The sequence below is a fragment of the Kitasatospora sp. NPDC001225 genome, assembly GCF_053597855.1.
In genome coordinates, this window is the sequence record NZ_JBSFJC010000015.1 from 43,489 (window position 1) to 62,632 (window position 19,144).

Annotated in this window: 21 protein-coding genes; 10 read left to right on the forward strand and 11 right to left on the reverse strand. The window is 75.2% G+C overall.

Annotated features, from left to right (window positions below):
* Nucleotides 1-2: 2 nt before the first annotated feature.
* On the forward strand, nt 3-566 hold the full coding sequence (locus ACWDCZ_RS07610; RefSeq protein WP_079272614.1) for a MarR family winged helix-turn-helix transcriptional regulator: 564 nt from the start codon (nt 3-5) through the stop codon (nt 564-566).
* 185 nt (nt 567-751) lie between these two features.
* Here the strand turns inward: ACWDCZ_RS07610 and ACWDCZ_RS07615 are convergent, their stop codons facing one another.
* The gene (locus ACWDCZ_RS07615) at nt 752-928 is read right to left on the reverse strand and encodes a hypothetical protein (protein ID WP_449815475.1); all 177 of its coding nucleotides are present in this window, start codon (nt 926-928) and stop codon (nt 752-754) included.
* Nucleotides 929-937: 9 nt separating this feature from the next.
* Here ACWDCZ_RS07615 and ACWDCZ_RS07620 point away from each other — a divergent pair, with 9 nt between their 5' ends.
* Complete coding sequence (locus tag ACWDCZ_RS07620; protein ID WP_449815476.1) at nt 938-1,231, forward strand: hypothetical protein; 294 nt, start codon at nt 938-940, stop codon at nt 1,229-1,231.
* A gap of 100 nt (nt 1,232-1,331) precedes the next feature.
* On the opposite strand, the gene ACWDCZ_RS07625 is transcribed toward ACWDCZ_RS07620, so the two are convergent.
* The gene (locus ACWDCZ_RS07625; RefSeq protein ID WP_449815477.1) at nt 1,332-2,399 is read right to left on the reverse strand and encodes a trypsin-like serine peptidase; all 1,068 of its coding nucleotides are present in this window, start codon (nt 2,397-2,399) and stop codon (nt 1,332-1,334) included.
* Between the two features lie 396 nt (nt 2,400-2,795).
* Nucleotides 2,796-3,278 (reverse strand): nuclear transport factor 2 family protein, encoded by a 483-nt coding sequence (locus tag ACWDCZ_RS07630; RefSeq protein ID WP_449815478.1) that lies wholly within the window; start codon nt 3,276-3,278, stop codon nt 2,796-2,798.
* 100 nt (nt 3,279-3,378) lie between these two features.
* Between ACWDCZ_RS07630 and ACWDCZ_RS07635 the strand changes: the two genes are divergently transcribed.
* Together ACWDCZ_RS07635 and ACWDCZ_RS07640 are read left to right on the forward strand one after the other, a co-directional pair.
* The gene (locus ACWDCZ_RS07635) at nt 3,379-3,942 is read left to right on the forward strand and encodes a TetR/AcrR family transcriptional regulator (RefSeq protein ID WP_416873775.1); all 564 of its coding nucleotides are present in this window, start codon (nt 3,379-3,381) and stop codon (nt 3,940-3,942) included.
* A 209-nt stretch (nt 3,943-4,151) separates the two neighbouring features.
* Nucleotides 4,152-4,295 carry a hypothetical protein gene (locus tag ACWDCZ_RS07640; protein ID WP_158077759.1) on the forward strand — a complete coding sequence of 48 codons (144 nt, stop codon included), beginning with the start codon at nt 4,152-4,154 and terminating at the stop codon, nt 4,293-4,295.
* A gap of 227 nt (nt 4,296-4,522) precedes the next feature.
* On the opposite strand, the gene ACWDCZ_RS07645 is transcribed toward ACWDCZ_RS07640, so the two are convergent.
* On the reverse strand, nt 4,523-5,794 hold the full coding sequence (locus ACWDCZ_RS07645; protein WP_449815479.1) for a DUF5685 family protein: 1,272 nt from the start codon (nt 5,792-5,794) through the stop codon (nt 4,523-4,525).
* Between the two features lie 294 nt (nt 5,795-6,088).
* On the opposite strand from ACWDCZ_RS07645, the gene ACWDCZ_RS07650 reads away from it, so the two are divergent.
* Genes ACWDCZ_RS07650 through ACWDCZ_RS07660 form a run of 3 tightly spaced genes read left to right on the forward strand, consistent with a single transcriptional unit; the run spans nt 6,089 to nt 8,908 of the window.
* Nucleotides 6,089-6,652, forward strand: coding sequence for a helix-turn-helix domain-containing protein (locus ACWDCZ_RS07650; RefSeq protein ID WP_049659259.1), 564 nt, complete (start codon nt 6,089-6,091; stop codon nt 6,650-6,652).
* Nucleotides 6,649-8,187 (forward strand): MFS transporter, encoded by a 1,539-nt coding sequence (locus tag ACWDCZ_RS07655; RefSeq protein ID WP_449815480.1) that lies wholly within the window; start codon nt 6,649-6,651, stop codon nt 8,185-8,187. Before ACWDCZ_RS07650 ends, ACWDCZ_RS07655 begins: the two co-directional genes overlap by 4 nt.
* Nucleotides 8,188-8,215: 28 nt before the next feature.
* On the forward strand, nt 8,216-8,908 hold the full coding sequence (locus tag ACWDCZ_RS07660; protein WP_375873721.1) for an alpha/beta fold hydrolase: 693 nt from the start codon (nt 8,216-8,218) through the stop codon (nt 8,906-8,908).
* Between the two features lie 59 nt (nt 8,909-8,967).
* Here the strand turns inward: ACWDCZ_RS07660 and ACWDCZ_RS07665 are convergent, their stop codons facing one another.
* Nucleotides 8,968-10,401 (reverse strand): DUF2252 domain-containing protein, encoded by a 1,434-nt coding sequence (locus tag ACWDCZ_RS07665; protein ID WP_198959471.1) that lies wholly within the window; start codon nt 10,399-10,401, stop codon nt 8,968-8,970.
* Nucleotides 10,402-10,614: 213 nt separating this feature from the next.
* On the opposite strand from ACWDCZ_RS07665, the gene ACWDCZ_RS07670 reads away from it, so the two are divergent.
* Nucleotides 10,615-11,043 (forward strand): ribosomal maturation YjgA family protein, encoded by a 429-nt coding sequence (locus ACWDCZ_RS07670; RefSeq protein WP_049652467.1) that lies wholly within the window; start codon nt 10,615-10,617, stop codon nt 11,041-11,043.
* Nucleotides 11,044-11,082: 39 nt separating this feature from the next.
* Here ACWDCZ_RS07670 and ACWDCZ_RS07675 read toward each other — a convergent pair whose 3' ends face one another.
* On the reverse strand, nt 11,083-11,865 hold the full coding sequence (locus tag ACWDCZ_RS07675) for an SGNH/GDSL hydrolase family protein (protein ID WP_449815481.1): 783 nt from the start codon (nt 11,863-11,865) through the stop codon (nt 11,083-11,085).
* Between the two features lie 217 nt (nt 11,866-12,082).
* Between ACWDCZ_RS07675 and ACWDCZ_RS07680 the strand changes: the two genes are divergently transcribed.
* Together ACWDCZ_RS07680 and ddaH are read left to right on the forward strand one after the other, a co-directional pair.
* Nucleotides 12,083-12,976: a 4Fe-4S domain-containing protein gene (locus ACWDCZ_RS07680; protein WP_449815482.1), complete on the forward strand. Its 894-nt coding sequence runs from the start codon at nt 12,083-12,085 to the stop codon at nt 12,974-12,976.
* A gap of 256 nt (nt 12,977-13,232) precedes the next feature.
* Nucleotides 13,233-14,060 (forward strand): dimethylargininase, encoded by an 828-nt coding sequence (gene ddaH / locus ACWDCZ_RS07685; RefSeq protein ID WP_049652461.1) that lies wholly within the window; start codon nt 13,233-13,235, stop codon nt 14,058-14,060.
* On the opposite strand, the gene ACWDCZ_RS07690 is transcribed toward ddaH, so the two are convergent.
* The 5 genes from ACWDCZ_RS07690 to ACWDCZ_RS07710 all read right to left on the reverse strand — a co-directional run bounded on the left by ACWDCZ_RS07690 (nt 14,047) and on the right by ACWDCZ_RS07710 (nt 18,928).
* Nucleotides 14,047-14,793, reverse strand: coding sequence for a LutC/YkgG family protein (locus tag ACWDCZ_RS07690; RefSeq protein ID WP_449815483.1), 747 nt, complete (start codon nt 14,791-14,793; stop codon nt 14,047-14,049). The genes ddaH and ACWDCZ_RS07690 overlap by 14 nt on opposite strands.
* Nucleotides 14,790-16,205: a lactate utilization protein B gene (locus tag ACWDCZ_RS07695; protein ID WP_449815484.1), complete on the reverse strand. Its 1,416-nt coding sequence runs from the start codon at nt 16,203-16,205 to the stop codon at nt 14,790-14,792. Before ACWDCZ_RS07695 ends, ACWDCZ_RS07690 begins: the two co-directional genes overlap by 4 nt.
* A complete protein-coding gene (locus ACWDCZ_RS07700; RefSeq protein ID WP_449815485.1) occupies nt 16,202-16,963 on the reverse strand; it encodes a (Fe-S)-binding protein in 762 nt (253 codons plus the stop codon). Before ACWDCZ_RS07700 ends, ACWDCZ_RS07695 begins: the two co-directional genes overlap by 4 nt.
* A gap of 184 nt (nt 16,964-17,147) precedes the next feature.
* Nucleotides 17,148-18,329: a globin domain-containing protein gene (locus ACWDCZ_RS07705; RefSeq protein ID WP_049652452.1), complete on the reverse strand. Its 1,182-nt coding sequence runs from the start codon at nt 18,327-18,329 to the stop codon at nt 17,148-17,150.
* Nucleotides 18,330-18,478: 149 nt separating this feature from the next.
* The gene (locus ACWDCZ_RS07710; protein WP_049652449.1) at nt 18,479-18,928 is read right to left on the reverse strand and encodes an RrF2 family transcriptional regulator; all 450 of its coding nucleotides are present in this window, start codon (nt 18,926-18,928) and stop codon (nt 18,479-18,481) included.
* Nucleotides 18,929-19,144: the final 216 nt, after the last annotated feature.

Genomic DNA, 19,144 nt, shown 5'->3' on the forward strand with positions numbered 1-19,144 from the left:
CCATGGCCGAGCACCCTTCCGAACAGCACACTCCGCCCCGCGGCCGGACGGGGCCCCACGACCGGACGGAGCCCCGCGACTGGACGGACGGTCACGTCGACCGCTGGCAACCGGTGCTGCCCGACCTCGACCCGGTCATCGAGGCCTCCGTCACCCGGATGTGGCGGCTCACCCGCCACCTCGGCCGGGTCCGCGAACAGGGCGTCGCCGACTACGGCCTGCACAAGCACGAGTTCGACACCCTGCACGTGCTCGCCGGCCGCGGCGGCCACGCCGCCCCCTCCGACCTGCGGGCCGACCTCAACCTCGCCCCGGCCTCGGTCACCGGCCGGCTGGAGACCCTGGAGCGGCGCGGCTTCGTCCTGCGCACGCCGTCCACGGAGGACCGCCGGAAGGTCGACATCGTCCTGACCGAGGCCGGGCGCGCCGCCTGGCGCAAGGCCCTGGACGTGGTGGGCCGGGAGGAGCAGCGGCTGCTGGGCGTGCTGTCCGAGGAGGAGCGGCGCACACTGGCGGACCTGCTGCGGAAGGTGATGCTCGCTCAGGAGACGACGCCGGAAGGCTAGACATCCGCCACCGCTCCCGTACCGGGGTCGACCCGTGGCGCCCGCCCCTGGTATCGATGGGGGCGGGCGATTCGAACGAGTGCCGGTGCCGGACGGTGTGGGGGCGCGGCCCCGGGACGGGCGGGGCAACCCGTACCGGCGATCACGCCCTGGCAGGACGGCCTGCCGCAGTTCGCGGTGACCGACTACGGGCGCAGCGCCGAGTGCGCGCTGGAGCGCACGTGCTCGGTGTGCGGGCGGTTCATGGAGCGCGGACCGGTGTGGCGGGTGGTCGGCGCCGCCGAGAGCGCGGCGATCGCCGGGGCGCTCGCGGCCGGGCAGCCGTACCGCAACCTCGCGCCCACCATGGAGGGCCCGGCCACCGGGCCTGCATGCTGTACGCCGCCATGGTCTGCCCGTACCTGGCCCGCCCCAACGCCCGGCGGCGGGCGGGCGCGGCGGGCACGGCGGGTTCGGGGGATCCGGCCGACGAGCTGACCTCGGCCGCCGTCCGGGGTGCGGTGCGCGGTGGCACGGGCGCGGTGGTCGGGTTCGGCGACTACGAGTACGCCGTCACCGGGGCTCAGGTGCTGTTCCGCTTCCTCGACGTGGTCGAGTTCCTGCCGCACGAGTCGGCGGACGAGCACCTGGCCGAGCTGCGCGCCGAGTTGGCGAAGCCCTCGTAGCGCTGGCGGCCCTCCCGGCTTTCGTAGCCCTCGTAGCCCTCGTGGCCCGGTGGCCCGGCCGGCGGGAGGTGCCGGCCGGGCCGGGGCGTGGGCCGGAGGGTCAGAGCGCCCGGGTCTGCGCCCAGTCGTAGAGCCGGTGGGCGCTGTCCCCGAGGCGGGTGGCGTACAGCGTGTTGACCGGGCCGCCCGCGAGCTCCTCGGAGGTGGTGGTGACGCCGACGAGGGTGCCGGTCCCGGTGGCCGGGTCGAACCGGGCGAAGTGGGGGCCGCCGCTGGCCCCGTGCGACATGTCGCAGGACTCGCCCCACAGGACCGGGGCCTGGGGGCCGGGGCGGGCCGGTCCGGCGCAGTGGATCATGCGCGAGCCGGAGTACGTGGCGGCGGGGTTGTTCAGCCGGTCCTTGGGATAGCCGAAGGCGTGGACGAACTCGCCCTCGGCGGGCGGGGTGAAGGCGATCCGCTGGGCACCGGTGACGTCGGCGATCCGCCGCCCCCCGGTCGAGGGGTTCGCCACCAGGACCCCGGTGTCGTAGCCGGCCACGGCGACGTCGTTCGAGGTCGTCCCGCCACGATCGGCGTCCCAGCGGGAGGAGGTGGCCATGGTCCTGATGCTGAAGCCGCCGAGCGGCTTGGTCCCGTTGCGGTAGCCGGGCACGAAGTAGAGGTTGTGGTTCCAGGTGTCGGCGGTCGCGGGGGCCCCGACGCCCCGCAGGCAGTGCGCCGCCGTGAGGAGGGTGCTGCGGTTGGCGCTGTTGACGACGGTCGCGGTGCAACTGCCGTCGTAGCCGTCGGAGAAGGTGAAGAAGAGCCGGCCGACGCTCCGGTCCACCGCTCCGCCGTGGGTCCACACGGCGCCGGGGTCCGGGGTGTCCGCGGGCAGCGGCCGCGGGTCGTCCGGCGTGTTGTCGTCCTCGGGCAGGGGCGTGATCTCGGGGACCAGGGCGCCCGCCAGCTTCATCCGGTCGGGCGTCCAGTAGGTGTCGATCCGGCCGCGTTCCTGCGCGGTCGTGGCGCCGGCGTGCGTGGTGACGGTCTCCCGCTCCGCGGCGAGGGCCGTGTTCGGCAGCAGCACCGCCGCCGTGGTCGCACTCAGCAGGAGGGCGCCCACGGCGGCGAGCCTGCGGGGCATGGCGCGGTCGGTGGTCGGTGTTCCGGGTGTCTTTGGCATGCACGGCACCGTAGGCACGGGATGTCAGGCTCCCGTGTGGATCGGGTCTCGGCCGGCCGTCGAAACGATCAGGTTCCGGTAACGGCGTCCCGGTCCTGTACCGGTGGCCGCCGCTCGGCCAGAGCGGCCATCAGGGCCGGTAGGAGAGCAGGCCCTTGACGGTGGACACCTGGGTCGGCGCGGCCGAGCCGTCGGCGGGCAGGGTGCTGATGCCGTCCGGGGTGCGGACCGCGATGGTCCTGCCGTCGGGGACCAGGCCAGGTCGCGGACGACGGTGTCGAAGTCGACTTCGACCTCGACGAGGAGCTTCGCGGGGCGGGGTCAGCAGCGGATGCGGGCCGTGTCACAGCCGTGGAACAGGACGGGCCCGCGCCGTGGCCCGCGCGGGGTGCCGGTTCAGAGGCCGAGGTCGGTGAGGCCCGGGTGGTCGTCGGGGCGGCGGCCGAGCGGCCAGTGGAACAGCCGTTCCGCGGCGGTGATCGGCAGGTCGTTGATCGAGGCGTGCCGCTGGGCCATCAGGCCGTTCCGGTCGAACTCCCAGTTCTCGTTGCCGTAGGAGCGGTACCAGTGGCCGTCGCCGTCGTGCCATTCGTAGGCGAAGCGGACCGCGATGCGGTCCCCGCCGTACGCCCAGAGCTCCTTGATCAGGCGGTAGTCCAGCTCGCGCTGCCACTTGCGGGTGAGGAAGTCGGCGATCCGGTCGCGGCCGGTGAGGAACTCGGAGCGGTTGCGCCAGTGGCTGTCCGGTGTGTAGGCGAGGGCGACCCGTCGGGGGTCGCGGGTGTTCCAGGCGTCCTCGGCGGCCCGGACCTTCCGGTGGGCGGTCTCCTCGGTGAACGGGGGCAGGGGCGGGCGCTGCTCGGTGCCGGTCTCGGGCATGGATGCTCCTCGGAATGGGCGTTCCGTCGGTGAGAACGATCGTTCTCGCTGTAGTGGCTACAGTAGGAGAATCATCGTTCTCACGCAAAGGGCACGGCAGATGGAGCAGGAAGACCCACGGACCCGGATCCTCGACGCGGCCGAGGAGCTGTTCTACGGGCAGGGCGTCCAGTCGGTCGGCATGGACGCCGTCCGGGCCGCCTCCGGCGTGACCATGCGCCGCCTGTACCAGCACTTCCCGTCCAAGGGCGAGCTCGTCGAGGCCTACCTGCTGCGCCGCGACGGCCGCTGGCGGGCGAACCTCGCCGTGTACGTCTCACGCACCGGAGGCTCCCCGAGGGAGCAGCTGCTCGCGGTCTTCGACTGGCTCGGCCGGTGGTTCGCCGAACCCGGCTTCCGGGGCTGCGCCTTCGTCAACTCGCTCGGTGAACTCGGTGCCGTCAGCCCCGCGGTGGTGGCCGCCGCCCGGCACCACAAGGAGGAGTTCGGCGGCTACCTCGCGGGCCTGGTCGAGGCCGCCGGAGCCCCGCCCGCCACCGCCGTCCACCTGACCCTGCTGGCCGAGGGGGCGATCACCAGCGCGGCCGTCCACGGGGATCCGACGGCCGCCGCCGACGCCAGGGAGGCCGCCCGGCTGCTGCTGGACGCGCCGCCGGCCCGGTAGCCGGCGGCCCCGGCGCGGATGCCGACCGTCCGGCCCGCGGCCGTCACCAGGGCTGTGGAGCAGGTGAGTTGTGGCACCGGGTGGTACCGGGTGGTGCTGGTGGGGCGTCGTCGGATGCGAGCGTTCCGGGCCGAACCGCACCGGGCGAGTGCTTTTCGCTCGAACGCGCGTTTATCGCCCATTGATCGACACCGCCTAGCCTCGGGTGCATGGACGAGAGAACGGCCGAGCGGCCGGGGGCGTTGCCCGAGGGGCGGATGACGGAGCAGGACACCGAGCGGTTCCGGCAGCTGCTGGCGCGGCTGGAGGACTCGCTGGCGGTGGACCGGAAGACGGCGCGGCGCGATGCCTGAGTGCGCCGAGCCGGGCCCGGTGACGGTGCTGCCTGCGGTGGTCCCGCCGGTCGAGGTCCTGCCGCTCTGGCGGCGGGGCGAGGCCGGGCAGGACCGGAACGCGGACCGGCCCGGGGTGCTGCGGGGGCACCCCGGGCCGGTGGCGGCCGGTCGGTCCGCTCAGGGCGGTCAGGCCGGCCGGTCCGGTCAGGACGGGAGGGCCGGCGCGGAGCCGGCGGGCTGACCGGTCAGCTGCAGCCGCAGTCGCAGCAGCAGCCGTCGCAGCAGTCGCACCCGTCGCAGCAGTCCCCGTCACAGCAGTTGCAGCAGTCGCCGCAGCCGGGGTCGCCGCAGTCGCAGCAGTCGTGGCGCTGGCAGAAGCCCTCGCGGCGCTCGCGGCTGAACGGGTCCTCGTGGTCGCAGCAGAGCAGCTGGCAGGTGCAGGCCATCAGGGCCCACATCGCGCACCCGGCGAGCAGGCTGCGGGGGTTCGGCGGCTTCTGGCCGGGCGGGGTGAAGCCCGGGCCCTGCGGCACCCACGGCGGGATCGGCGTCTGGCCCGGGGGCGTCTGCTGTGGCGGCGCCTGGTGCGGGTGCTCGCCCGTGGTGGTGCCCGCAGTGGCGCCCGCGGTGTCCGGGCGGCGGCAGCTCGCCGTGTGCTGGGCGCGCCCGAAGACCCGTTCCACCGCGCGGTCGGTCTCGTGTCCGAGCAGGACGTGCACGAGGGTGCGGTCGGTCAGGTCGACCTCGCGCAGCGCGAGCCGGATGCCGTGGACGGCGTCGCGGCAGAGCCGTTCGGCCTCGGCGCGGTCGGTGCCGGTGGCGGTCAGCGGGTTCCAGGCGCCCGAGGCCGCGTCGGCGGCCTGGTCCTCGGCGGCGTCGAGGAGGTGGGCGAGCCGGCCGAACAGCCGCCCGGCCTCGGCGAGCGGGGCGGCGTTGCCGGGGCGCCCGGCGATCACGGCGGTGTGGGCGAAGGCGGCCGAGGTGGCGGTCTCGGTGGGCTCGGTGACCAGCAGGACGGAGCCGCCGGGGCGCAGCGAGCGCTCCAACTCGCCCTGCCGGGAGGCGGCGTCGAGCAGTACGGCGGTGTCGAAGCCGACGGCCGAGGCGCTGCCCGCGCTCTGCCGGTCCCAGCGCCGGGTGACGGCACGGGCTCCGGCGGCGACCGGGCGGCGGGCGAAGACGCCGTCGCGGTCCTCGACGTGGTCGCGGATCTTGACCGAGGCGAGCGCCAGCGAGACGGCGGCGGCGAGCCGGGCGCCCTCGCCCTTGGCGACGGAGGCGGTCCGCATGCCGCGCAGCGGGCACGGTCCGGCGGTGCGGCGCCAGGAGGAGTCCTCCCGGGCGGCCTGGGCCTCGACCAGGACGGAGATGATCAGACCGTCGTAGTTGGTCGCCGTCCGGGCGAGCTGTCCGTGGTCGTCCCGCAGCGCGAGGCAGAGCCCGCACAGGTGGGCCATCCAGGAGGTCTGCAGGCGCTCGGACAATCGATGCCTACACGGTCTGATGATGCCGAACACGCTGGTCCCCCTCGCCTTACGGGCCGCCGACCGGCCACGATTCGCCGCACATCATATGATCAGCGCCCCTCCTGGAAGCCGAGGTCCCGTCAAGCCGCCGCCCGACGGCCGGGCGCGCACCCCGCCCGGCGTCCGCGCGCACGCCACGCCCCGCCCCGGCGTCCGCACGCACCTCGCCCCGGCTCGGGGCGCCGCGTGCGCCGGGGCGGGGCTGCCGCCCGAAGGCTTCCGACGACCCGGGCCCCGGGGCCGACCCCGGTGAGTGGATCTCATATCCGGGATAGCATCGCGAATATGGGAATCGACGCGGCCGCCGACGAGCGGCTGGCACAACGACTCGCCGAGCTGAGGCTGGAACGCGGGTGGACCTTGGAGGAGTTGGCACGGCTGGCGGACGTCAGCCGGTCGACGCTGTCCCGGGTGGAGCGGGCGGAGGTCAGTCCGACGGCCGCGCTGCTCGGGCGGCTCTGCGCCGTGTACGGGCGGACCATGTCCCGGCTGCTCGCCGAGGTGGAGTCCGGTCCGGCCCGGCTGGTGCGGGCCGGGGAGCAGCAGGTGTGGCGGGACGGGACGACCGGGTTCGTCCGCCGGTCGGTCTCGCCGCCGCACGGCTCGCTGCGCGCGGAGATCATCGAGGGCCGGCTGCCGGCCGGCGCGGACATCGCCTACGACCGCGCCTGCACGCCCGGCCGGGAGCACCACCTCTGGCTGCTGGAGGGGAACCTGGAGCTGACCGTGGACGGTGAGCCGCAGCCGCTCGGCCCCGGCGACTGCCTGCGCTACGTCGGCAGCACCAGCCGCTTCCGCAGCCTCGGCCCGGGCGAGGCCCGGTACGCACTGGTGGTGGTCGAGCCGTGAGCGCCGCCACCGGGCCGATAGCGAAGGAGCCCGAGGAGAGCCCCGGGAACGGCGGGGCGCCCCAGGAACCCGGGAAGCCCGGGGGACCCAAGGAGCGCTTCGACGCCGCCGGGCGCCGGGTGCTGCTGGTCTGCGTCGCGGGCGGCTTCACCACGCTGCTCGACCAGTCCGTCCTCAACACCTCCATCCCCGCCCTGCGCGAGACCCTGCACGCCGGGCCCGCCGACCTCCAGTGGATCGTGGCCGGCTACTCGCTCGCCTTCGGCCTCGCGCTGATCCCCGGCGGGCGGCTGGGCGACGTCAAGGGCCGCAAGTGGTTCTTCGTCACCGGCCTCGCCCTGTTCACCCTGGTCAGCCTGGTCTCCGCGACCGCCACCGAGCCCGGGGTGCTGATCGCCGCCCGGCTGCTCCAGGGCGTGGGCGCCGGCCTGGTCAACTCCCAGATGATCGGCACCCTCCAGGACGTCTTCGACGGCCAGTTGCGGGCCCGCGCCCTCGGCATGTACGCCGTCACCGGCGGCCTCGCCTTCACGCTCGGCCCGCCGATCGGCGGCGCGGTGCTGGCCCTGGCCGGCCCCGAGCACGGCTGGCGGCTGACCTTCCTGCTCAACGTCCCCTTCGGCCTGGCCACCGTCGCCCTGGCGGCCCGCCACCTGCCGAAGCCCCGCCCCAGCGCCCGGAACGCCGACCTCGACGTCCTCGGCCTGCTGCTGGTCGGGGCGCTCACCCTGGCCCTGATGCTGCCCTTCGTCCGGCCGCCCGGCTGGACCGGCTGGCTCGCCTTCGCGGCCGCCGCCCTGCTGCTGCTCGGCGCGCTCGCCTGGTGGCAGCGGCGCTACGCCCGGTCCGGCGGCCACCCGCTGATCCACCCGGCCCTCACCCGCTCCGCGCCGTACGCGCTCGGGACGGCCACCGCGATGGCCCAGTTCGGCTCCTCGCTCGCCGCCTCGCTGGTCCTGACCATGTTCCTCCAGGACGGCCTCGGCCTCTCCCCGATGGGCGCCGCGCTGGTCGCGCTGCCCTCCGCCGTGGCCATGGGCGTGGCCTCCGCGCTCGCCTGGCGGGTCGTCCAGCGCTACGGCCGACGCACCGTCACCGTCGGGATGGTCGGCTCCGCGCTCGCCATGCTGCTCAGCGGACTGCTCGCGCACTGGGCGCCCGCCGCCGTGCTGCCCTGGCTGCTGGCGCTGCTGCAACTGCTCGGCGGCGCCTCGGTGGGCCTGATGGGCTCCACCAACCAGGCGTACGTGCTGCGCCACGCGCCCGCCGAGGCGGCGGGCGTGAGCGGGGCGATCCTGCAGATGGCCCAGCGGATCGCGGCGGCCGTCGCGGTCTCGGCCCTGTCCGGGGTCTACCTGCGGGAGACCGTCGGCGGTGGCGGGCACCGCTCCGCCTACCTGACGGCGAGCGTGGTGTGCGCCGCGGTGGCCGGACTCGCCGTCCTGGCCTCGGTGTTCGCCGGCCGCGCCACGGCCCGCGAGCAGCACGACGGCGGACCGGTCGCGGTGAGCCGAGGGCGAACACCGGTCCGTTAGGCGGTGGTCGGCGCGTACCGTGGCGGGCATGACCGACGTACGGACCCGGACCGTGGACCTGCCCGAGGTGACGCTCGCCTACCGTGAGAGCGGACGGCCCGGCGGCCCGCCGCTGGTGCTGCTGCACGCCCTCGGCGAGCGCGCCGCCGACTGGGACACCGTCCTGCCGGAGCTCGCCCCCGGCCACCACGTGTACGCGCTCGACCTGCGCGGCCACGGCGACAGCGCCCGCACCGCCGCCTACGCGCTGGAGGCGATGCGGGACGACGTGCTGGCCTTCCTCGACGCCCTCGGACTCGCCCGCGTCGACCTGGTCGGCCACTCGATGGGCGGCGCCGTCGCCTACCTGCTCGCCCAGGCCGCGCCGGAGCGGATCGACCGGCTGGTCCTGGAGGAGATCCCCGCGCTGTACCCGCGCCCGGCGAGCGCGCCGCCCGAGGACCCGGACCCGGACGTGCACTTCGACTGGGCGGCGGTCCGGGCGGTCAAGGCCCAGCTCGACGACCCCGACCCGGCCTGGAGGGAGGGGCTGGCCGGGATCACCGCCCGCACCCTGGCCGTCGCCGGCGGCCCGGCCAGCCACGTCCCGCAGGAGCGGATCGCCGAACTCGCCCGGCTGATCCCGGACTGCCGCCTGGTCACCGTCGAGGCCGGGCACCTGGTGCACGGTGCCCGGCCCGCCGGGTTCGTCGCCGCGGTGGCGCCGTTCCTGGCCCGCTGAGCCGCCGGGCCGCTGCCGTCGAGTGAGGCGGACGCCGGGCGGGGCAGGCGGCGGATCGGTCAGACGCCGTGCTCGACGGGCAGCCGCCCGTTGCGCACCGCCGTCAGCAGGTCGGCGTGGTCGGCCTCGGTGCGGTCGGCGTAGGCCACCGCGAAGGCGGCGACGGCCTCGTCCAGCGCCTCGCTCTTGCCGCAGTACCCGGCCAGCAGGCCCGGGTCGGCGGTGTGCGAGTGCGCCCGGGCCAGCAGGGCGCCGGTGATCCGGGCGTAGTCGTCCAGCTGGCCCGGCAGCAGCGCCGCCGGGTCGACACTGCCCTTGCGGTTGCGGAACTGCCGTACCTGGTACGGGAGTCCGTCGACCGTGGTCCAGCCCAGCAGGGTGTCGCTGACCACCTGCATGTGCTTCTGGCCGAGCACCACCCGGCGGCCCTCGTGCCCGTCCGCCGCGGGCCGCGGCCCGGCCGGCAGGTACGGCAGCAGCGCGGACGGGCGGGCCTCCTTCACCTGCAGCACCAGCGGCTGGTCCCGGTGGTCGGTGAGCAGCACCACGTACGAGCGGGTGCCGACGCTGCCGGTGCCCACCACCCGGAACGCCACGTCCTGCACCCGGTAGCGGGACAGCAGGGTGCGGACCTCGGCCGGAACCGTCTCGACGTACGGGCCGAGCGCGTGCGCGACGGCGCGGGCGGTCGCGTCGGTCACCTCGGTGAGCACCGGGGGAGCGGCCGTGAACCGCCAACCGCCGTCCGCGGTACGGGCGGTGCTGCGGGCGGCGAACCGGGCGCTGGTGTTGCCGAGCGCCTTCGCGCCGACCTTGCGCAGCACCTCGGCGAGGTCGTGCGCCTCGGCGAAGGAGACCAGCTGCTCGTCCGCGATCGCGTTCCAGGCGTCCAGCCCGGGCAGCTTGGCGAGCGTGCGCACCGTCCGGCGGTAGGAGCCCGCCACGTGCTGGGCGGCCTCGCGCGCGGTGGTCTCGCTCGCCCCGGCCTCCCGGGCGGCCAGCACCAGGCTGGCGGCGAGCCGCTTGAGGTCCCACTCCCAGGGGCCGGGGACGGTCTCGTCGAAGTCGTTGATGTCCAGCACGATCTGGCCGCGCGCGTCGCCGTACAGGCCGAAGTTCGCGGCGTGCGCGTCCCCGCAGAGCTGCGCGCCCACCCCGGTCACCGGGGTGCCCGCGAGGTCGGCGGCCATCAGCCCGGCCGAGCCGCGCAGGAACGCGAACGGGCCGGCGGCCATCCGGCCGACCCGGATCGGCACCAGCCGGGCTATTCGGCCGGCGTTGGAGGCCTCCAGCGCGGTCACGGCCGTCGGCCGGTCGGGTGCGGGCGCGAACTCCGCGTGCCGCTCCCGGGGCACCCGGGTCCGCAGCTCCTTGCCGCGCTCCCGCGCCCGCCCGTCCTGCGCCGGGGCGAACCCGGCCACCGCGAACCCGCGCCGGGTCCGCTCGTCCCGCCCCGCCGCCGACCCCGACCCGGCCGCCTCGGCCCCACCCACGTGCGCCACTGTCCCCGCCCGTCCCTTCCGGTCCTCGCCCCGCCCGCGACCTGCGCGGACGTTTCATCGGGGGGAGTGACGTACGGGGTGGCGCGGTGGTTCCGGGAGGGGAGGGTCCGCTTGCGGGTCGCGGGGGTGGTGCGGGGGCGGCGGGGCGTGCGTGGGGCGCGGGGCCGGGGCGGAGCCCGTGGGGTGCGGGGTAGCGTGGGGCGGGTGAACGATCTCGGGGGGAGCGGTTCCCGGGCGCTTCGGCGCACGCGCCTGGCGGCCGCGTCGGCGGCGGTGCTGACCGTGGCGGCCGGGCTGGGTGTGCGGGCCGTGTTCGGCGGGGACTTCGCCAAGTGCGCCGGGGACGCGCTCTACACCGTCCTCCTGTACGCCCTGCTCGTGCTGGCCGCGCCGAGGCTGCGCCCCGGCCGGGCCGCCGCCGTGGCCGCCGCGCTCAGCTGGGCCGTGGAGCTGTTCCAGCTGACCGGACTGCCGGACGCCTGGGGGCGGCACAGCACCCTGGCCCGGCTGGTGCTGGGCTCGACCTTCAACCCGCCGGACCTGCTCTGGTACCTGGTCGGCGCGGGCTGCGCCGGGGTGCTCCACCGGGTGCTGCGGACCTCCCGGGTCGCGGCACCCGGCGGAGCCGTCTGAACGCGGCCGCCCGGCCCGGGCGAGCGGCCTGACGGACCGTCAGAGCGGGAGCAGCTCCGGCCGCTTGGGCTCGACGTGGTCGCCCGAGGACTCGCCGCGCAGGCGCCGGCCGACCCAGGGCAGCAGGTACTCGCGGGCCCACTGGATGTTCTCCCGCCGCTGGTCGGCGGGGGTGAGCGCCTGGGCGTCCGGCCACGGGGCCTCCGGGTCCTGCGCGGTGCGCAGGCCCAGCGAGCGGGCGGCCAGCAGGGCGACCCGCTGGTGCCCCTCGGGGGACAGGTGCAGGCGGTCCTCGCTCCACGCGCGGCGGTCCTGCACCGCGCGCAGCGACCACAGGTCGGCCACCTTGCAGCCGTTGCGGTCGGCGACGGCGCGCATGTGCCCGTTGTAGGTGGCGATCTTGCCGCGCAGGTGCTTCAGCAGCGGCACGTCCTTGGTGTCGAAGCCGGTGCAGATCAGCACCGTCCCGGCGCTTTCGGTGAGTTGGACGACGGCGGCCTCGAAGCGCTCGGCCACCTCGTCCGGGTCGGCGCCCGGTCGGAGGATGTCGTTGCCGCCCGCGCAGAAGGTGACCAGGTCGGGCTGGAGGCGCTGGACCTGTGGCACCTGCTCGGCGGTGATCTGGTCCAGCAGCCGGCCGCGCACCGCGAGGTTGGCGTAGCGGAAGGCACCCGGCGGGCGCCCGTCGGCGAGGATCCCGGCGAGGCGGTCGGCCCAGCCGGCGAACCTGCCGTCGACGCCGGGGTCGTTCAGACCCTCGGTGAAGCTGTCGCCGATGGCGGCATACGAATCGAGGTCAAGGGTCTCCTGGAGATTCGGCATGAAAGAGATAGTTCACCCAATCAAGTGACCTACGCCACCGTAGGTGACTCCGGCGGCACGTGAGATGGACCACGTGCCCCCGTGGGCCCCTCCCGCCCGCAGAGAGCCGGCCCCCGGAAAGCACAAGATCCGCGCCCCCTTCCGCTTTCCGGCCGGCCCGGCGGATGCTCGAAGGGAGCGGCCGGTCCGGCCGCCGTCCTCCCGGGGGAAGGCACCCATGACCACCGACCCGCGCCCCGACCCGCCCGAGAACTGGTCCATCGACGACCGGTGCACCAACTGCGACGTCGCCCGGCAGCTCGCGCCCGACCTGGTCCGCGAGCACGCGGGCCGCTCGGTGCTGGTCCGCCAGCCGCGCGACGCGGCCGAGCGCCGGCAGCTGCTCGCCGCCGCCCACGCCTGCCCGACCCGTTCCATCCGCCCGGGCACCGGGCCGCTGGACCGGGCCGGGGACCCGTTCCCGCTGGCCCTCGCCGACGACCTGCTGCTGCTCGGCCACAACTCCCGGCAGACCGCGGGCGCCAACTCCTACCTCTGCCGCCGTCCCAGCGGCTGGGTGATGGTCGACACGCCGCGCTACAGCGAGGCCCTGGCCGCCCGGTACGCCGCGCTCGGCCCGGTCACCGACGTCCTGCTCACGCACCGCGACCACGCCGCGCACGGACGGGCGTACGCCGACCGGTTCGGCGCCCGGCTCTGGATCCACGAGGGCGATCTGGCGGCCGCCCCCGACGCCGACCGGGTGCTGCGCGGCACCGCGCCGACGGAGGTCTCGCCCGGCCTGGTCGCCCACCCGTTCCCCGGCCACACCCGGGGCAGCGTGCTCTTCCTCGCGGACGAGCGGTACTGCTTCAGCGGGGACAGCCTGTACTGGTCCCGCACCACCGGGGACATCGAGGTGGCGGATTCGGTCACCTGGTACTCGATCGAGGAGCTCGCCGCCTCGCTGCGGCGCGGCCTCGGCGTGCTGCGCTTCGAGTGGCTGCTGCCCGGCCACGGCGACCGGCGCCGGATGCCCGCCGAGGAGGCGGACCGCCGGCTGCGGTCGCTGGCCGAGCGGTGCCGGGAGCTGCGGCCGAGGCCCGTGGACTTCGGCGCGGTCCGCTGGTAGCCGGCGGCCCGCCGGTACGGGACGGCCTGCCGCTGGCCGGTAGCCGGTGGCCGGTGGCGCGGTCCTCCGGCCGACGCCGGAGGGTCGGTGCGCCGGTGCCTGCGCCGGGTGCGCGGGGGCGTGCGACCGCCGGGAGCGCCCACCCGGGTGTGCGAACGGTTCCGTCGGGGCAGCCGCCTTGGGAACGAAGGTGTTCGGCCCCGTGAACCCCGAACTCCGTGCGACGAACTCCCCGCGATCCAAGGATGGTTGAGCCATGCTCACGCAGACCCCGGAGCGCCACGCCCGGCCTCGGCGCTACCTGATGTGCCGGCCGACGCACTTCACCGTGGACTACGCGATCAACCCGTGGATGGACCCCGCCCAGCCCACCGACACCGCGCTCGCCCTGCGCCAGTGGGAGCGGCTCTACTGGACGTACCGCCGGCTCGGCCACACCGTCGAGCTGATCGACCCGGTGCCCGGCCTGCCCGACATGGTGTACGCCGCCAACGGCGCCACCGTCCTGGACGGCCGCGCCCTCGTCGCCACCTTCCGCTACCCGGAGCGGGCCGCCGAGTCGGAGGCCTACCTGGCCTGGTTCCGCGAGCGCGGCTACCGCGAGGTGCGCCGGGCCGGGCACGTCAACGAGGGCGAGGGCGACCACCTGGTGGTGGGCCGCCGGGTGCTCGCCGGGACGGGCTTCCGCACCTCGCGCGCCGCGCACGCCGAGGCCGGTGAGCTGTTCGGCGTCCCGGTGGTCAGCCTGACCCTGGTCGACCCGCGCTTCTACCACCTGGACACCGCGCTGGCGGTGCTCGCCGACGACCACGTCATGTACTACCCGGAGGCCTTCGACGCCGACAGCCGTTCGGTGCTGCGCGCGCTCTACCCGGACGCGATCCTCGCCGACCGGGCCGACGCCGAGGTGTTCGGGCTCAACGCGGTCTCGGACGGCCGCCGGGTGCTGCTGCCGGAGGCCGCCAAGAACCTGGCCGGCCGGCTGACCGAGCACGGCTACCAGCCCGTCCCGGTGGACGTCTCGGAGCTGCTGAAGGGCGGCGGCGGGGCGAAGTGCTGCACCCTGGAGCTCAGGCCGGAGTGACGGTGCCGCCCCCGGTGCCGCCCCGGATGCCGTGCCGGGCGTCGTCCGGCTCCGGCGCCGCGGTGACCAGCAGCACCTCCAGGGTGCGCGGCCCGTGCACCCCCTCCACCCGGTCCAGCTCGATGTCGCTGGTGGCGGACGGCCCCGAGATCCAGGTCTGCGGCCGTACCGGATCCAGCCGGGGCAGCGCGAGCGGCACCGAGGCGACGACCTGCTCCGGGGCCCGCACCACGCAGACGTGGTGGTCGGGGACGAGCGAGAGCAGCCGTCGCCCCTGGCCCGGTCCGGCGTCCAGCACGATCGTCCCGGTCTCGGCGACGGCCAGCGCGCAGCCGGTCACCACGCTGTCCACGGCGTCGAGCCGGGCGGCGGTCAGCGTCCCGTCGTCCGGGAGGAGTTCGACCCCCTCGGCCTCGGCCGCGGTGAGCCAGTCGGCCGGCAGCCCGGCCGGCACCACGACCGTCCGGCTGCCCCGCTCCGCCAGCAACCCGGCGATCCGGCGCGGCAGTTCGTCCTCGTGGCAGCGGTGCACCAGGGCCCGGTAGTCGGCCAGGTTGCGGTGCAGCAGGTCGAGCACCGCCGCCGGGTCGTCCGTCGGCACGTGCGCGGTCAGGTAGTCGCGGGGCAGCGGCTGTTCGGCCACGCCGGCGGCGTCGCCGAGGGCGGCCCGGATCCGGCCGAGCACCAACTCCCGGGAGTTCGAAGGCCGTTCGTGCCGGTCGGATGCGGTCATGTGCGGTTCCTCCGCCACCAGTCGCGGAACGGTTCGGCCGGCACCTCCGGCAGGTCCCGGGTGTCGGTCCAGGCCCGCCCCGGCCCGGGCAGCCGGCGCGGGTGCAGCGACCGGGTGCGCCCGGCCAGTCGCTCGGCGGCGGCGAGCGCCGCCGGGTGGTCCAGCACGAACCCGGCGGCGGCCATCGCGGCCCGCTCCAGCGGGTGCCCGCCCTGCTCGGCGACCCGCTCGCGCAGGTGCACCAGCACCTCGGGGATGTCGATCGCGACCGGGCAGACCTCGTAGCAGGCCCCGCAGAGCGAGGAGGCGTACGGCAGCGAGGCGTCCACCGGGCTCGCGGTGCCGCGCAGTTGGGGCGTCAGGATGGCGCCGATCGGCCCCGGGTAGACCGAGCCGTAGGCGTGCCCGCCGGCCCGCTCGTACACCGGGCAGACGTTGAGGCAGGCCGAGCAGCGGATGCAGCGCAGCGCCTGGCGGCCGACCTGGTCGGCCAGCGCGGTGGTACGGCCGTTGTCCAGCAGCACCAGGTGGAACTCGGACGGGCCGTCGCCCTCCGTCGTCCCGGTCCAGAGCGAGGTGTACGGGTTCATCCGCTCGGCGGTGGAGGAGCGGGGGAGCAGCTGGAGGAAGACCTCCAGGTCCCGCCAGGTCGGCACGACCTTCTCGATCCCGACCACCGAGATCAGCGTGCGCGGCAGGGTGAGGCACATCCGGCCGTTGCCCTCGGACTCGACCACCACCAGGGTGCCGGTCTCGGCGACCATGAAGTTGGCGCCGGAGACGGCGACTTCGGCGCGCAGGAACTTCTCCCGCAGGTGCAGCCGGGCGGCCTCGGCGAGTTCGGCGGGCGAGTCGGTGAGGCCCCTGGGCGCCGGGCGGCCCCAGGAGGCCATCCGCTCGGCGAAGACCTGCCGGATCTCCGCCCGGTTGCGGTGGATCGCCGGCACCAGGATGTGCGAGGGCCGGTCGTCGCCCAACTGCACGATCAGCTCGGCGAGATCGGTCTCGTAGGCGGTGATCCCCTCGGCCGCCAGCGCCTCGTTGAGCTCGATCTCCTGGGTGGCCATCGACTTGACCTTGACGACCTCGGTCCGCCCGGTGGCCTTGACCAGTCCGGCGACGATCCGGTTGGCCTCCTCGGCGTCGGCGGCCCAGTGCACGGTGCCGCCGGCCGCCGTGACGGACTCCTCCAACTGCACCAGGTAGCGGTCGAGGTGGCGCAGCGTGTGGTCCTTGATCGCCTTCCCGGCGGCGCGCAGCCGGTCCCAGTCGGCGAGTTCGGCGACCGCCCGGGCCCGCTTGTCGCGGATGGTGCCGGTGGCGTGCCGCAGGTTGGCGCGCAGCCGCTCGTCCCGCACGGCCTTGGCGGCGGCCTGCGGGAAGGCGGGCATGCCGAGGAACGTACCGCTCACACGGGCCTCCAGGGGTGCTCCTCGGTACTGGCCAGGATCTCCGCCAGGTGCAGCGGCCGCAGCGGCGCGCCCCGGCGGCGCAGGGTGCCGCCGAGGTGCAGCAGGCAGGAGTTGTCGGCGCCGCAGAGCACGCGGGCGCCGGTGCCGAGCGCGTTGGTGATCTTGTCCTCGGCCATGGCCGCCGAGACCGCCGCGTTCTTGACCGCGAAGGTGCCGCCGAAGCCGCAGCACTCCTCGGCCCCGGGCAGCTCGACCAGCTCCAGGCCCTCGACGGCGCCCAACAGCCGGCGCGGGCGCCCGCCGAGGCCGAGCAGGCGCAGGCCGTGGCAGGAGGGGTGGTAGGTGACGGTGTGCGGGAAGTACGCGCCGACGTCCTCGACGCCGAGCACGTCGGTCAGGAACTCGGTCAGCTCGACCACCCGGGGCACCAGGTCGGTGGCCAGGTCGGCGAGTTCGGTGCCCCGGCCCTCGGCGGCGGCCCTGGCGCCGATCCGGGGGTAGTTGTCCCGGACCATCGCCACGCAGGAGCCCGAGGGTGTCACCACGTGGTCGTACCCGGCGAAGGCCTTCGCGGTCCGTCGGACCAGCGGCTCGCAGCCCCTGCGGTAGCCGGTGTTGTACTGCGGCTGCCCGCAGCAGGTCTGCCCGGCGGGGAAGTCCACCGTCACGCCGAGCCGTTCCAGCAGCCGGACGGTGGCCACCGCGGTGGCGGGGAACAGCGCGTCGTTGACGCAGGTGGCGAACAGCGCGACCCGCATCCGGGCTCCCTTCTGCCGAACCGGACCCCCGCTGGCCGCCCGAACTGCCGGACGCCGGAAGCCGAACGGCACCGGACCGCTCGTGATCGTACCGAGCGGACCGGTGCCGCGGTGGGACTTCGGCCGTACGACCTCGGCCGGGGACGTCAGCCTCCGGGACTCAGGGCCTCACGGCCTCAGGGCCTCAGGCGCCGAGCCAGAGGTCCGGCCCGAACACCTCGTAGTGGATGTCCGCCGCCGGGACGCCCGCGGTCAGCAGCTGCTCGCGGACGGCGCGCAGGAAGGGGAGCGGCCCGCAGAGGTAGGCGGTGGTGCCGGCCGGGACCTCGACGGTGGAGAGGTCCACCAGGCCGGTGCGCTCGGCCGGCCACTCGCCGAGCGGCCGCTCGTAGAAGACGTGCGAGTCCGCGTTCGGCAGGTCGGCGGTGAGCCGTGCCAGTTCGGCCCGGAAGGCGTGGCTCAGCTGGTCGCGGTCGCCGTGGACGGAGACGATCCGCCGGGTGGAGCCGGTGGTGGCGAGGTGGTCGAGCATGGCGGTCATCGGGGTGTTGCCGATGCCGGCGGAGGCGAGCAGCACCGGGCCGTCGCCGTCGGCCAGGGCGATGTCGCCCAGCGGGGGCGCCAGTTCGACGGGGTCGCCGGCCTTCAGGTGGTCGTGCAGGTGGCCGGAGACCTCGCCGCCGTCCTCGCGCTTGACGCTGAAGCGCAGGGCGCCGTCGGCGCCGCCGGAGAGGCTGTACTGGCGGATCTGCCGGGCGCCGTCGGCCAGTTCGGTGCGCACCGAGACGTACTGGCCGGGGCGGAAGGCCGGGACGGGGCGGCCGTCGGCGGGGCGGACCAGGTAGCTGGTGACGGCCTCGGTCTCCTGGTGGCGGGCGATCACGGTGTAGGGGCGCCACAGGTCGGCCGGGTCGCCGCCGGCGGCGGCCTCGGCGCGCAGCCGGTCCTCGACGGCGATCAGCGCGTTGGCCATCAGCCAGTAGACCTCGTCCCAGGCGGCGGCGACCTCGGGGGTGACGGCCTCGCCGAGCACCTCCACGATGGCGGCGAACAGGTGCTCGTGGACGATCTTGTACTGGCTGCTGTCGATGCCGACCGAGACGTGCTTGTGGGCGATGCGGGCGAGCATCGCGTCCGGCCGCTGGTCCGGGTCGGCGATCAGGGCGGTGGCGAAGGCGGCTATCGAGCCGGCCAGCGCCTCGCGCTGGGTGCCGTTGGCCTGGTTGCCCCGGTTGAAGAGGTCGCGCAGCAGCTCCGGGTGCGCGGCGAACAGCCGGTCGTAGAAGCGCGGGGTGATGTCGCCGATGGCGGCGCCCACGACGGGCAGGGTGGCCTCGATGACCTCGGTGGACTTCGCGGACAGCATCAGTCGGGCTCCTAACTGGTATCTGAGATTCGCATTAAAGGCTGTGAAAGAGGCGCGTGGCCCCGGTGGGCCGATCGGCCGGTGGGTCCGGCGGTTTCGGTGGGTCCGGCAGTCTCGGTGGATCCGGCGGTGCCGGTGACGCCGGCGGGTCAGGCGGTGTCGGCGGGTCTCGCGGTGAGGCTGAGCAGGACCGGCCCGGTGGGGGAGGCCACCAGGTCGTCGATGGAGAGGTGGTCGAGCGCGGCGAAGAACGCCTCCTGGGCGCCCCGCAGCGCTCCGCGCAGCCGGCACGCGGCCCGCAGCGGGCAGGGCGGGTCGTCCTCGCAGCCGACCACGTCGCCGACCCCCTCCAGCTCCCGCAGCAGCAGTCCGAGCGAACCGGTCCGCCCGGCGAAGGTGAGCATCAGCCCGCCGCCGCGACCGCGCCGGGCCTCCACCACCCCCAGGTGCTGCAGCCGGCTGACCACCTTCGCCGCGTGGGTGTACGGCACGCCGACGGACGCGGCCACCTCGCGGGTGGTCGGGTTGTCGCCCTCGCCCAGGACGGCCAGTCGCATGGCGATCCGCAGGGCGATGTCGGTGCTCTTGGTCAGCCTCACGTTCGGAACGCTATCGAATGCGACTCCGCAACTCCAATTTTCTGCACGACGTCGATCGAGACCCCGGTCACGTCGATCCGGAGCCCTCGGCCCGGTCGGGGCCGTGGCGGGTCCGTGCACCCTCGCGCGGTGATCGGATCTGAACATTTGGCGACATTAGTAGTCACTCCCTGACGGAAAGTCAGGGCGGCTTCTACGCTTCCCCCGGCTCCGAAC

What these genes read in the sequence shown, in the direction of transcription:
- ACWDCZ_RS07660 (WP_375873721.1), top strand. Translation starts at nt 8,216, where the DNA reads ATGACCGACGTACGGACCCGGACCGTGGACCTGCCCGAGGTGACGCTC.
- ACWDCZ_RS07620 (WP_449815476.1), top strand. Translation starts at nt 938, where the DNA reads ATGCTGTACGCCGCCATGGTCTGCCCGTACCTGGCCCGCCCCAACGCC.
- ddaH (WP_049652461.1), top strand. Translation starts at nt 13,233, where the DNA reads ATGCTCACGCAGACCCCGGAGCGCCACGCCCGGCCTCGGCGCTACCTG.
- ACWDCZ_RS07640 (WP_158077759.1), top strand. Translation starts at nt 4,152, where the DNA reads ATGGACGAGAGAACGGCCGAGCGGCCGGGGGCGTTGCCCGAGGGGCGG.
- ACWDCZ_RS07625 (WP_449815477.1), bottom strand. Translation starts at nt 2,399, where the DNA reads ATGCCAAAGACACCCGGAACACCGACCACCGACCGCGCCATGCCCCGC.
- ACWDCZ_RS07630 (WP_449815478.1), bottom strand. Translation starts at nt 3,278, where the DNA reads ATGCCCGAGACCGGCACCGAGCAGCGCCCGCCCCTGCCCCCGTTCACC.
- ACWDCZ_RS07635 (WP_416873775.1), top strand. Translation starts at nt 3,379, where the DNA reads ATGGAGCAGGAAGACCCACGGACCCGGATCCTCGACGCGGCCGAGGAG.
- ACWDCZ_RS07680 (WP_449815482.1), top strand. Translation starts at nt 12,083, where the DNA reads ATGACCACCGACCCGCGCCCCGACCCGCCCGAGAACTGGTCCATCGAC.
- ACWDCZ_RS07675 (WP_449815481.1), bottom strand. Translation starts at nt 11,865, where the DNA reads ATGCCGAATCTCCAGGAGACCCTTGACCTCGATTCGTATGCCGCCATC.
- ACWDCZ_RS07700 (WP_449815485.1), bottom strand. Translation starts at nt 16,963, where the DNA reads ATGCGGGTCGCGCTGTTCGCCACCTGCGTCAACGACGCGCTGTTCCCC.
- ACWDCZ_RS07705 (WP_049652452.1), bottom strand. Translation starts at nt 18,329, where the DNA reads ATGCTGTCCGCGAAGTCCACCGAGGTCATCGAGGCCACCCTGCCCGTC.
- ACWDCZ_RS07610 (WP_079272614.1), top strand. Translation starts at nt 3, where the DNA reads ATGGCCGAGCACCCTTCCGAACAGCACACTCCGCCCCGCGGCCGGACG.
- ACWDCZ_RS07650 (WP_049659259.1), top strand. Translation starts at nt 6,089, where the DNA reads ATGGGAATCGACGCGGCCGCCGACGAGCGGCTGGCACAACGACTCGCC.
- ACWDCZ_RS07690 (WP_449815483.1), bottom strand. Translation starts at nt 14,793, where the DNA reads ATGACCGCATCCGACCGGCACGAACGGCCTTCGAACTCCCGGGAGTTG.